The 12,229-nt window shown below is 60.4% G+C and carries 12 protein-coding genes; 4 read left to right on the top strand and 8 right to left on the bottom strand.

The window, feature by feature from the left end:
* Positions 1-241 precede the first annotated feature (241 nt).
* From KBY02_RS20220 to KBY02_RS20200, 5 genes are read right to left on the bottom strand one after another with little or no spacing between them, the layout of a single operon-like run.
* Entirely contained in the window at positions 242-1,675 is a 1,434-nt protein-coding gene (locus tag KBY02_RS20220; RefSeq protein WP_004407388.1) for an efflux transporter outer membrane subunit, read from the bottom strand.
* Positions 1,672-2,556 carry an HlyD family secretion protein gene (locus KBY02_RS20215; RefSeq protein WP_024641167.1) on the bottom strand — a complete coding sequence of 295 codons (885 nt, stop codon included), beginning with the start codon at positions 2,554-2,556 and terminating at the stop codon, positions 1,672-1,674. The genes KBY02_RS20220 and KBY02_RS20215 overlap by 4 nt, the downstream gene beginning before the upstream one ends.
* Positions 2,553-2,762, bottom strand: a complete 210-nt coding sequence (locus KBY02_RS20210) for a DUF1656 domain-containing protein (protein ID WP_003315925.1) — start codon at positions 2,760-2,762, stop codon at positions 2,553-2,555. Before KBY02_RS20210 ends, KBY02_RS20215 begins: the two co-directional genes overlap by 4 nt.
* Positions 2,759-4,846, bottom strand: a complete 2,088-nt coding sequence (locus KBY02_RS20205; RefSeq protein ID WP_225650709.1) for an FUSC family protein — start codon at positions 4,844-4,846, stop codon at positions 2,759-2,761. The genes KBY02_RS20210 and KBY02_RS20205 overlap by 4 nt, the downstream gene beginning before the upstream one ends.
* The gene (locus KBY02_RS20200) at positions 4,843-5,295 is read right to left on the bottom strand and encodes a MarR family winged helix-turn-helix transcriptional regulator (protein ID WP_004407381.1); all 453 of its coding nucleotides are present in this window, start codon (positions 5,293-5,295) and stop codon (positions 4,843-4,845) included. Before KBY02_RS20200 ends, KBY02_RS20205 begins: the two co-directional genes overlap by 4 nt.
* A gap of 540 nt (positions 5,296-5,835) precedes the next feature.
* On the opposite strand from KBY02_RS20200, the gene KBY02_RS20195 reads away from it, so the two are divergent.
* Positions 5,836-6,504 carry a polysaccharide lyase family 7 protein gene (locus KBY02_RS20195; protein WP_011268396.1) on the top strand — a complete coding sequence of 223 codons (669 nt, stop codon included), beginning with the start codon at positions 5,836-5,838 and terminating at the stop codon, positions 6,502-6,504.
* Positions 6,505-6,523: 19 nt separating this feature from the next.
* On the opposite strand, the gene KBY02_RS20190 is transcribed toward KBY02_RS20195, so the two are convergent.
* Entirely contained in the window at positions 6,524-7,912 is a 1,389-nt protein-coding gene (locus KBY02_RS20190; RefSeq protein WP_004407377.1) for a heavy metal sensor histidine kinase, read from the bottom strand.
* Entirely contained in the window at positions 7,891-8,580 is a 690-nt protein-coding gene (locus KBY02_RS20185; RefSeq protein WP_004407375.1) for a heavy metal response regulator transcription factor, read from the bottom strand. Before KBY02_RS20185 ends, KBY02_RS20190 begins: the two co-directional genes overlap by 22 nt.
* 170 nt (positions 8,581-8,750) lie before the next feature.
* Between KBY02_RS20185 and KBY02_RS20180 the strand changes: the two genes are divergently transcribed.
* The 3 genes from KBY02_RS20180 to KBY02_RS20170 all read left to right on the top strand — a co-directional run bounded on the left by KBY02_RS20180 (position 8,751) and on the right by KBY02_RS20170 (position 10,818).
* Positions 8,751-9,356, top strand: coding sequence for a hypothetical protein (locus KBY02_RS20180; protein WP_011268394.1), 606 nt, complete (start codon positions 8,751-8,753; stop codon positions 9,354-9,356).
* A gap of 74 nt (positions 9,357-9,430) precedes the next feature.
* Positions 9,431-10,051, top strand: a complete 621-nt coding sequence (locus KBY02_RS20175; protein WP_011268393.1) for a cytochrome b/b6 domain-containing protein — start codon at positions 9,431-9,433, stop codon at positions 10,049-10,051.
* Positions 10,048-10,818 (top strand): molybdopterin-dependent oxidoreductase, encoded by a 771-nt coding sequence (locus KBY02_RS20170; RefSeq protein ID WP_004407366.1) that lies wholly within the window; start codon positions 10,048-10,050, stop codon positions 10,816-10,818. The genes KBY02_RS20175 and KBY02_RS20170 overlap by 4 nt, the downstream gene beginning before the upstream one ends.
* Before the next feature lie 565 nt (positions 10,819-11,383).
* Here the strand turns inward: KBY02_RS20170 and efeO are convergent.
* Positions 11,384-12,208, bottom strand: a complete 825-nt coding sequence (efeO, locus tag KBY02_RS20165; RefSeq protein ID WP_003403826.1) for an iron uptake system protein EfeO — start codon at positions 12,206-12,208, stop codon at positions 11,384-11,386.
* Between the last annotated feature and the right edge of the window lie 21 nt (positions 12,209-12,229).

The raw sequence follows: 12,229 nt of genomic DNA, 5'->3' as shown, positions 1-12,229 counted from the left end.
TTGACGACGGTGAGTTTGAATTGCTCTGAATACTTGGCCATTTGAACACCCCCATTAGGTCGGATTGGTGTCCAACTTCTTGGGGGCAGTCCACGGAGCGTGAGGAACGATAGTCATCAGGTTCCGGGCCGTGCCTCTAGCCCGACTACTCTAAAGCGCTTTTCGATCACAGTGGCACTGACAAAGCAAATTGCGACGTAATCCATCCGAACGAGGCTTGATGGCGGGGCGAACGCCCATCCTATTTCTGCGCCACGTCATCCTTCTCCCAGCCGCCGCCGAGTGCCAGAAACAGATTGATCTGCCCCATGGCCACCTGCGTGTTGGCCTCCGCCATTTGCGCGCGCACGTCAGTGTAAGTGCGTGTGGCCTGCAGATCGGCGAGAAACGAAGCGCGTCCGGCCTGATAGAAGCGGTGCGTCTGGTCAGCCGCTTCCTTGGCGGATTGCTCGGCTTCTTTGAGGGCGTCGCGGCGGTCGAGCAGGGCGGTGTATTGCGCCAGACCGGTCTGGGTTTCACGGATGGCGTTGAGCACCACACCGTCAAAACGCGCCAGTGCCGCCTGCGCCGAGGCTTCGGCCTGATGGATGCGGGCGCGTGAGCCATTGGACGGGATGGTCCAGTTCAGCAGCGGCCCGAAGCCCCAGCGATTGGCCGCCGGCTTGCCAAGGTTCTCGATCAGGCCGGTGGTGCCAATGCTCGCGCCGATGCTGATGTCCGGATACAGTTCGCCGGTGGCAACACCGATCTCGGCAGTCGACATCGCCAGATGGCGTTCAGCCTGACGCACATCCGGGCGGCGTTTGAGCAACGCTGCACCGTCGCCCACAGGCATGACCTGCGCAATCTGCGGCAGCTGGTTGCAGGTGCTTACCCCGGCGGGCAGTTGCTCGACAGGTTTGGCCAACAACATCGACAGGCGGAAGATTGCAGCCTGACGGCGTGCCTCGTAACGGGGCATTTCGGCGCGTAACGACTTGAACTGTGTCTGTGAACGAGTGACCTGCGTTTCATCGCCACGCCCGGCATCACGCAGGCGCTGGTTGAGGGACACACTCTGTTTTTGCAAGTCCAACGATGCGCGGGCGATGTCGAGTTCTTCGTTGGCCGCACAAATCTGCGTGTAGGCGCGCACCACATCGGCGACCACCGTGATGCGTGCCGTATCCACCGCTGCCTGATTGGCATCGACATTGGCCTGCGCCGCTTCGATGCCACGCTGCAAGGTGCCGAACAGATCGAACTGGTACGAAGTGGTCAGACCCACGTCGCCCACATTGGCCACCGGCACCTTGTCGGTCAGCAGAAACGCCTCGCCAGACTCTTGCACGCGCTGCGCGCCGATCTTCGCGCCGTTGGTAAAGCCGCCAGCCGCCTCGGCTTCCGAGGTCTGATAGCGGGCACGCTGCAGGTTGGCCGCGGCAATGCGCAGGTCGGTATTGGACGCGATAGCCTGGCGCACCAGCTCATCCAGACGCGCATCCTGATACAGGCGCCACCAGTGCGCAGGCACCGGGGCCGAAACCGTGTTGACCGAGCGGCCAGCCAGTTCACCCTGCAGGTCCGGACGGTTGATCGCGCCGTCTTTGGGCACCTGGTAATCCGGGCCGACCATCTGGCAGGCTGACAGCACGGCGGTAAAGCCGAGAGCAGCCACGCGTAAAGCACGTTTCATCGGCTGCGCTCCTGGGTGTCGTCGATGATCGACACCGTCGCGGTACGCCCGGCAATCATGCGGAAGTCGGCAGGCACATCATCGAAGGCGATCCGCACCGGAATCCGCTGCGCCAGACGCACCCAGCTGAAGGCCGGATTGACGTTGGGCAGCAGGTTCGAGCCGCTGCTGCGGTCGCGGTCTTCGATACCGGCAACGATGCTCACCACATGGCCGGTCAGACGCGCGCTGTCGCCGATGACGCGGATGTCGACGCCCTGGCCGACATGAATCCCATCGAGCTTGGTTTCCTCGAAATAGCCATCGATGTGGAACGACGTCGAATCGACCACCGAAAGCACCGGGCGCCCGGCAGTGACGAACTCATGTTCGCGGGGCGCGCGGTCGTTGAGGTAGCCGTCCACCGGACTGCGGATCACCGAGCGATCCAGGTTCAACTGTGCGGCATCCACTGCAACCTTTGATTCGCCCAGCGCCGAAAGGGCCCGAGCTTCGCGTGACTGGCTTTCTTCCAGTTGCTCGCGGGCGACCAGATTGCCCAGACCACGGTTACGCTTGTTCTCGCGGCGCGCCTGTTCCCAGGTTTCCTGACGTTCGGCGACCGTCGCCTGCGCCTGGCGCAGTGCCAGACGGAAACGGTCCTGATCGATGGTGAACAGGATCTGGCCCTTGTGCACGGGCTGGTTGTCAGTGACTTCAACCTTCTGGATCAGTCCGGACACGTCCGGAGCGATCTGCACGACATCGGCGCGGATATGCCCGTCGCGCGTCCATGGCGCATACATGTAATACATCACCATGCGCCATACGACCACGGCGGCCAGGGTGACAACCAGCAGGGTCAGGACCACGCGGCCCAGTGTCAGTATCGGTTTTTTCATGTCATCAGGTATCGACTTAGAGTATCCACGGCGCCGAGCAACAAAGCGTATAGACCTACGTTGAACAAAGCCCGGTGCCAGACCAGACGGTAGAAGTGGGCACGCGACAGCACCGCGTGCACGACCAGAAACAGCAGATAGGCGATGCCCATCATCGCCAGGAACGTGGGGATGAAGATCCCGCTGATGTCCAGATCACCGATCACAGGGGCGCTCCATCGATGTTATGCGGCAGTTGCTCGGTCAGTTCCCCGCCCACGGTGACGATCTCGACCCCCGGCAGCAGAGCCAGGCGCAGGCCACTCAGGGCATGCAGCAGGTGCAGCCGGGCCGGGTTGTCGCCCATCTCCTGATCGGTCAGTGAACGGCGTGCGCGGTCCATGGCCATCAGCAGGCCTCTGGGCGCGGGTAGCCGTTCACCGGCCTTGCGGCACAGTTTGAAATAGCCGCTGACTTCTTCGATCACCTGACGCAACAGCACCTGGGCCGCAGGCGTGGCACGGCGGGTGTAGGCCAGCAGGTCGAGCATGTTCAGCGCGACGCGCAGTTCACGCAGGGCAATCCCGGTGTCCTGGGCGGTGAGCGTCAGGCGCGGCAGTTGTTGCATCAGGCGGTCGAGCATTTGCACGCCCATGCGCCGATGCTCGGCCAGAGACGCGTTTTCACTGAGACTGGCGATGTCACGCCAGCTGAACCGGGTCAGGCGCTTGACCGCCAGTTCGACGCCGAACGGGCGGAACACCAGGGTCCAGATGAAGGCGAACAACAGTCCGACAGGACCCGCCAGGTTAGCGTTGAGGAAGTTCATGAAGTCCGCGTCATAAGCGCTCTGGATACTGATGAACGACGAGGTGTTGACGATGGTCAGCAGCGTGCCGAGAAAAAAGCGCGGCTGCACGGTCAGGGTGCCGACGCAAATGAACGGCACGGCAAAGGCCAGTACCAGCATCGGGAAGTCATGCAGGTTGGGCAGCACCACAAACAGGTACAGGCTGGCGAACACCACTGAGAGCAGGGTCCAGAAAAAGAACCGGTAGATTTGCGGAGCAGGGTCGTCCATGGCGGCGAAGAAGCTGCACGACACCGCCGCCAGTGCCACGGCACTTGCGCCATCTTTCCAGCCGAGCAGAATCCACAACACCGACGCGGCGATGATCGCCAGCACCGTCGAAGTCACCGAATAGAGCATCAGACCGCGGTCGAGAAACGGGGTCAGACGGCCCAGGCGCCAATGGCGGTAGACCGCGCGCCACTGTGACTGGTCGTCGGTCTTGATCGCGTATTGCAGGGTTCGGCAATCCAGCCACAGGTCGATCCATTCGCCCAGCCTGAACAGCGTATTGGAGAGCAGCAGTTGATCGCGATCGTCCAGTTGCGCGGAGTCCGGTTGCAGGCTCTGCAGATCACGATGCAGCTGCTGCCATTGCTCCACCTGCGGCCCGTCGGCAGTGCTTTCGAGCCAGTCGCAAGTCTTGTGCAATAAGGGTCTGACGCTGGCCAGCAGCTCGGGTGTGCGTCGCTCCAGCGCCCACAGCGCGTCATCCAGCGCATCAATGACCGGCAAGAGGTGGATCATCCGGCCGCGCAGTTCATTGGCATTGCGCACGGTTTGCTTGCGGGCGCCTTCGTGGCTCAACTGGCCGATCATCATTTCCAGCGAGTTGAAGCTGCCGACCATCGAATTTCGCAGTGTGCCGATTTCTTCGGGCTGACAGGTGCGGCTGATAAAGCGCTGACTGTAAGTCGCGGCGTCACTGAACCACTTTTCCGTGGTGGCCTGAAACACCGGTGCCAGGCGTCTGGGCCAGAACATCGCACCCACGACAGCGGCGCAGATGATGCCGAGAAAAATCTCTTCGGTACGCGACACCGCGATGTCGAAAACAGCCTGCGGGTTGTCGACCACCGGCAGCGAAATCAGCGGCATGGTGTAGCCGGCCAGCATCAATGCGTAGCTGTTGGCGGTGCGCAAGTGCAGGGACAGAAACAACAGGGTGCCCGTCCACAGCCCGACCACGATGGCCAGCAACAAGGGCGTCTGCACGAACATGGGCACCAGCACCACCGATGCTGCGGCACCGGCCAGGGTTCCGGCGGCTCTGTACAGGGCCTTGGAGCTGGTCGGGCCGACGAAGGGGCTGGAGACGATGTACACCGTGGCCATTGCCCAGTAGGGGCGGGGCATTTCCATCAACAATGCGATGTACAGCGCCAGCATCGACGCGCCGAAGGTGCGTACACCGTAGAACCAGTCGCGTGCAGGTGGAACGCTGGAGAAAAATCCGTTCAAGCCTGGCCCCCGTGTTCGCGCTGCGCCGCATCGGCAAACGCCTGTAACACCCGTAACGTGGCTTCCAGGTCGGCAGGTTGCAGCCCTTGCAGCACTTCGGCGCGCAAGCGAGTCAGTTCGGCTTCGATCGAACAGGCCAGTTCGCGACCTTTGCGCGTCAGGCTCAAGGCCTTTGCGCGGCGGTCATTCGGGTCTTCAGTGCGGCAAACGATGTCAGCCTTGCACAGCTGATCAAGCAGACGCACCAGCGTCGGGCTTTCCATGCCGGCCGCCTGGGCGACTTTCACCTGATGTGCGCCATCGCCCAGACGTGCGATGGCCAGCAACGGACCTGCGCAGGCTTCGGAAATGCCATAGGTCACCAGCGTGTTCTGGCAGATGCGTCGCCATTGGCGAGACGCGGCCACCAGACCACTGCTGATTGTCCGATGCAAGGCTTCGACAGACATGGAAAAACACCAGGAATTTAGTTAGGAGCGATATTGTTAGCAGGGAGATAAATAGCTTGCTAACTAATATCTCGTAACAACTGCTTACAGTCAACCCGCAGCCGCCAGGCGGAGGTGGTTTCTTTTCTGCCCGTTAAGAGCGCGTTTCGAGGCGACGTGACGCTCTAAAAGGGCCGCCTTGGTCAGCTCCGGGCAATGGAAGTTCATTTATCCTGAAGATAACTGCTACCGTCTGTCGGGAATTTGCGGTTTTTTGCGCTGTATCGGCCTCGATACATTCAAAAAAATGACGCACTTCACAAAACACTTCTTCACGTGAATCAATGCTTGCAGCTTGAGAGTGGCACATGGCCGCATCGTAACAATTGATATCGTAGTAATGGCATTGGCCGATTTTAGACGGTTTGTTGACGCCAAAGCGTTGTCGAGTCTGTTTAAAAAATAAACGATTAAGCCGATAGTCTGGATGACCAAACGGGCCAGCACACCCGTTTCAGAGCCATTCAGTTGGTGCGCGATGCGCACCTTGCGAGCTACGCGATGATCGACCTTGCTACCTGGAATCTCTCCGTCCCCGTCGGAAGCCCCGCGACCATTATCGAAACCCCCAAGTTGGTAAAGGGCTATCGGGATGGCTACTTTCAGTCCGGGGATACGCTGTTTTTCTGGGCACCGGTAACGGGTTCAACCACCGAAAACGCCAAGTACCCGCGTTCCGAATTGCGCGAGACGACTTCGGACGGAAGGGTGTTCAACTGGGCCTACTCTAGTGCCGACAATTTTCTGCGCGCGACCCTGGAAGTCGATCAGGTGCCTTCCAGCGGCAAGATCGTGATCGGTCAGATCCACTGCTACCAGAGCACCGAACCGCTGCTGAAGGTGGAGTACCAGTACAAGGAGAAGCTGCAGACCGGCAATATCGTCGCCAAGTTTCGTCGTACGCCGGACTCGGAAATCGAGGTCATCAACATTGCGCAGGGTGTGCCGCTCAACAAGCAATTCAACTACACCATCAACCTGTCGCCGTCTGGCGATCTGACGGTCAATGCCTTTGACGCGGTCTGGTACGCCAAGCTGGATTCAGCCTGGGCCAGCAAACTGTTCTACTTCAAGGCAGGGGTCTATACCCAGGACAATACCGGCTACACCACGGAAGGCGGCTCGGCCACGTTCTACAAGCTGGCCATTGCCCACGAGAAAAAGAATTGATCCTTGCGCACTGCAGGCTTCAGGCCGCTGGGAATATCAGACTGAAGCAGATTCTGCCGACGGCGGGTTGAGCGACTTCGACCCGACCGCCGTGCAGTTGCATGATTGCCGTGACGATCGCCAGCCCCAGGCCGTTGGAATCCGAGCGCTCATGGCGTGAGGCGTCACCGCGATAGAAACGATCGAACAAGCGTGCGAGGGTGGCCTCCGGCAGCACCGGTCCCTGATTCTCCACATCGATCTTCCAGTGCCTGTCCACAGCCGTCACTCGCATCAGAATCTCGCTGTCTTCATCAGCGTAGCGAATCGCATTGGCGACCAGATTGCTCAATGCACGCCGCAGCAAAATCGGATCGGCCAGCAGCGTGCCTTGTCCGTGGGTGCTCAGGGTCAGGTTGCGTTCTTCGGCCAGCCCCTCGAAATAGCCGGCGACCCGTTGCAGTTCGTCATGCATATCCAGCGCCTGACGTTCCAGCGCGGCCTGGGCTTCGTCCGCCCGTGCCAGAAACAGAATGCTTTCCACCAGCCGCGAGATGCGTTCCAGCTCTTCCAGATTGGAGGCCAGCAGCGCCTGATATTCATCGGCGCTGCGGTTCTGGCGCAAGGCGACCTGACAATGGCCCATCAGTGAGCCGACCGGTGTGCGGATTTCATGGGCCAGATCGGCAGAAAACTGCATCAGGCGCCGGTAGCCATCGTCCAGACGGTCAAGCATGGCGTTGAAGGCATCGCTCAGTTGTTGCAGCTCGACGGGTGTATCGCGGCTGTCGAGGCGTTTGTGCAGGCTGGCCGGGGTGATGGCGGCAGCGTGGGCGGCCATTCTGCGCAGTGGACGCAAGCCGCGGCGCAGCAGCACATAACCCAGGGCTGCGGTGATCAGAAACGCCAGGGCCACAGCTATATAGATACGCTGACGGAAACTGGCGAGCATGGCCATTTCCTTGACCATCAGGTGCGCAGCCTGCAAGCGCACTTCGACACCGTTGGACATCACCTGGACGGCGGCAGCGCGCAACGGCACGCCTTGCAGGCTCATGCCGCTGCGCAGGTCATCGACCCGCAGCGGTTGGTCCTGCGCCACGGTCGGCAGCTCCGGCAGGGGCGCGTGCTGCGGATTGACCGAGATGACCGGTGACTTGCCCGGCTCGCCGATGATGAAGATGTCTTCTTCGCTGTCGAGCATGTTCTCGAACAGCTGCGGGCTGCCCTTGAGGTTGTCCATGGTCAGGTCATAGCGCAACAGCTTGCGAAAGTGGTCCAGCCGCGCGAGCACGGCATGGTCGCTGCGCTGCATGACCGTTTCTTCGATTGACTGATACAGGTACAGGCCTGCGCCGCTGACGGTGAGCATCGCCACCAGGGCAAAGGCCAGGGTCGAGCGCAGGGTCAGGGAAGGCTGGCGTCGCATGGCCGCACCTCGCACACATAACCGATGCCACGCACGGTGTGGATGAGCTTGACCGGGTAGGGCAGGTCGACCTTGCTGCGCAGGCGCTTGATGGCGACGTCCACGACATTGGTGTCGCTGTCGAAATTCATGTCCCAGACTTCCGAGGCGATCTGTGCCCTGGACAGTACGTCGCCTTCGCGGCGCAATAACAGGTGCAGCAGAGCGAACTCCTTGTTGGTCAGCACGATGACCTGCTGCTGGCGCGTTACGCGGCGGCGCAGCAGGTCCAGTTCCAGGTCGGCCAGATGAAAGTGGTCCGCCTCGCGTACCACGCCGCGGCGCAGGATGGTGCGGATGCGCAGCAGCAGTTCGGTGAAGGAAAACGGCTTGACCAGATAATCGTCGGCACCCAGTTCCAGGCCGCGAATCCGGTCCTGCAACTGGTCGCGCGCGGTCAGAAACAGCACTGGCACGTCCTGCCTGGCGCGCAGGACTTCGATGATCTGCCAGCCGTCGATGCCTGGCAGCATCACGTCCAGCACGATGAGGTCATAGCGGTTTTCCAGCGCCAGATGCAGGCCGTCGGCACCGTGCTGCGTCCAGTCGACCACGTAGCCGGATTCGCCCAGTCCCTTCTTCAGGTATTCGCCGGTTTTGGTGTCATCTTCAATTAGCAGGATATGCATCGTTTTGTCCGCTACGCTTTTCCTGGCGCCCTTGTTGCGCCGATGCCGGAGTCTAACCAGTTGCCGACAGGGTGTCCGGCGAATGACAAAAATGTCATTGCCCGGTCATTCTACGGTGCCGGTAGCGGTGCAAGGATGGCTTTCAGATCTCACCTGCCAAGGAAGTACCGATGAAGACTGCACTCTCTACTACGTTCGGCCTGCTGTTGCTCAGTGCCGCTGTCATGACCCAGGCTGCCGACATGAAGGTGGTCAAACCCATGCGCGGGACCGTCGACAGCGTCAGCGCCGACACCCTCGACTTCACCACCCGTTCGGGTCAGCACGAAAGTATCAAGCTGACTGACAAGACCGGTATTCGTCTTGTGTCCGAAGCTGACTTCAAGCAAATCAAAGACGGCAGTTTTGTCGGTTCGGCAGCGAAACCGAAATCTGACGGCACGCTGGAAGCGCTGGAAGTGACCGTTTTTGAGGCGAGCCTCAAAGGCAGCGGCGAAGGTCACTATGGCTGGCAAAACGCGGATGGCAGCACCGGCACCATGACCAATGGCACCGTTGGCACATTGGCCGACACCAATGGCCGCACACTCATCGTCAAGTATGAAGGTGGCGAGAAGAAACTGGTGGTGCCGCAGGATGTGCCTGTCGCCTACGTCGAGCCAGGCAAGGTTGACCAGTTGACCAAAGGCGCGAAGGTCGTGGTATTCCCGGCTGACGACGGCAAGTCCGCTCGCGGTGTTGCCGTCGGCAAGGACGGTTTCACACCGCCGATGTAATCACCGCCAGGGCTATCAGGGGCACAAGGCTGCCCCTGATAGCCTCTTCCATGCCTGATCAGAGGGATCTCGACATGAAAACCCGCCCCATTCATCCGTGGCCGGTGCGCCTGACCCACTGGGTCAATGCCGTGGGCATGGTCTGTATGTTCATGAGCGGTTGGGCGATTTACAACGCATCACCACTGATGCCGTTCACCTTTCCCAAATTCCTGACACTCGGCGGCTGGCTGGGCGGTTCCATTGCCTGGCACTTCGCGGTGATGTGGCTGTTGGTCATCAACGGTCTGATTTATGTGCTGTATGGCGTGTTCAGCCGCCATTTCAAGCGCGATCTGCTGCCGGTACGGCCGTCCGAAGTGACGCGTGACATGAATGACGCGCTGCATTTTCGCCTGGTCCACGTCAAAGGCCGTTACAACGCCGTGCAACGACTGATGTATTGGCTGGTGCTGGCCATGGGCGTATTGGTGGTGCTGTCCGGCCTGGCCATCTGGAAGCCGGTGCAATTTCAAGGGCTGGTCAGTCTGCTGGGCGGATTCGATTTCGCCCGTTGGGTACATTTCGGGGCGATGACCGCCATCGGCGCGTTTGTCATCGTCCATCTGCTGCTGGTCGTGCTGGTGCCCAGTACCTTGCTGCCGATGATTACCGGCGGCCGCCAGCCGAACGAAGACGGAACTGCGCAATCATGAACGAACCACGTAAACGTACGACTCAGCGCATCATTCTGGAGCCTGCGCAGCAGCGTCAGCTGGTGGATATCCAGCGCCGCTCGTTTCTGCGCGCGGGGCTGACCGTGGGCGCGATGTCGATGCTCACGGGCTGCAACCTGCAGGATGGCGATCAGGTCGATAAGGTGCTGTGGGCCATGTCGCGCTGGAATGACCGGGTTCAGGCCTGGCTGTTCAACGGCCAGAAGCTGGCGCCGACCTATAGCAAGGCGCAGTTGACCAACCCGTTCCCGTTCAATGCGTTCTACCCTGAATACAACGTGCCGGAGCTGGATCTTGCCGATTACCAACTGGCGGTGTCGGGGCTGGTGCGCGACAAGCAGCCGTGGACGCTGGAGGCGCTGCGCAAACTGCCGCAACGCACGGATATCACGCGGTTGATCTGTATCGAGGGCTGGAGTGCGATAGGGCAGTGGGGCGGCGTGCCGCTGAAGACGTTCCTGGAGTATATCGGCGCTGACACGACGGCGCGTTTTGTCGGTTTCAAGTGCGCTGACCGCTATTACTCAAGCCTGGATATGCCTACTGCGCTGCATCCGCAGACCTTGTTGGCGCTGGATTTCGGTGAAGTGGCCCTGCCACCTGATTACGGTTACCCGTTGCGGGTGCGGGTGCCGACCAAGCTGGGCTTCAAGAATCCCAAGCACATAGTCGAGATTTTCGTCAGTAACGAGAATCCTGGCGGGTATTGGGAGGATCAGGGGTACAACTGGTTCAGCGGGATCTAGGAGCGGACGCAGAGCGTCCAGAAGGGCATGCGGCGCAGAGCGTCGCACGATGGCGGTAGTGAGATTATCGTTCCTCACGCTCCAGCGTGGGAATGCAGTTCGTGACGCTCTGACGCTCTGCGTCACATGGCGGTTTTTCTTTGTCAGGTGGATTGAAGTTCGGCTCAGGTCACCTTTTCGCCCCTCGGCGAGTTACTTTGATGAGGCCAAAGTAACCAAAGCCTTTCGCTCCTGTTTCCGGCCCGACTTCGTCGGGTTCCTTCGTCCTGACACTGATCCGGAGGTCGCCGCAACGCGCCATCCATGGCGCGGTGCGGCTAGCCTGGCGTCCTGCCAGGCTACCCCCGGATCAGCGCCAGGACTCAGCCGTCACTAACGTCGCACTCTGCGTCGTCAGTGCCATCGTGGTTGAAAAGCTTTTTAGAAGCGTAGCTGAGAGGCTGATGACTATCGTTCCTCACGCTCCGCGTGGGAATGCAGTTCGTGACGCTCTGCGTCACACTCAGGTGCAGTAACCACCGGGCAGGGCAAAGAGCCGCACCTTGGGCAGGCGCGGCGTTTCAGGTCAGTTCAGGCCCAGTTTGCCGCGCAGGGTCGAGAGGTCTTCTGCCAGGGTGTTGACCGGGCCGACCAGGGCTTTGCGATCGTTTTCTTTGACTTTGTCGTAGGTTTCAAAGCCACCGTCCTTGGTCTTGTACTTGGCGAGGATCTTGTCCACGGTGGCGAAGTTCTTGTCGACTTTACTGGAGAAGGCCTTGTCCTGCTGTTCGATCTGCGGGCGGAACAGGTCGACGATTTTTTTCGCGCCGTCGATGTTGCCCTGGAAGTCATACAGGTCGGTGTGGCTGTAACGGTCTTCTTCGCCGGAGATCTTGGTCGCTGCCACTTCTTCGAGCAGGGCTGCTGCGCCGCCGACGACTTTTTCAGGCGGGAAGGTCAGGTCGGCCACGCGCTTTTCCAGGTCCTTGACGTCGCTCAACAGCTTGTCGGCGATAGGGCCCTGATCCTTCGTGGTGTTCTGCGAGAACAGCGCATATTCCAGACGATGGAAGCCAGTGAAGTCTTCCGCCGCCACGCCTTGTTCATGGTCGTCGACGCGTGAGTCGATGGAGGCGTCCAGGTCACTGAACAGTTCGGCAATCGGTTCTACCGACTCGTAGTACACGCGGGTAGGGGCGTAGAGCTTTTTGGCTGTCGCGATGTCGCCTTTCTTCACGGCATCGGTGAATTTCTGGGTGTGGCTGACCAGCTCTTCAATGTTCTCGGTCACGTAGATCTTGTAGTCCGACACCGGGCCTACCAGATCCAGCGGCGCGGTGGCGGCAAAGGCCGCCAGTGGGGTCTGGAGCAGGCCAAGGGTCAGGAGCAAAGCCAGGGGCGTCTTTTTCATGAGTGTCTTCCGGGTCAGGAG

The sequence above is a fragment of the Pseudomonas sp. P129 genome (assembly GCF_020312195.1).
GTDB lineage: Bacteria > Pseudomonadota > Gammaproteobacteria > Pseudomonadales > Pseudomonadaceae > Aquipseudomonas > Aquipseudomonas fragariae.
This window is presented reverse-complemented; position numbering and strand designations above follow the sequence as displayed.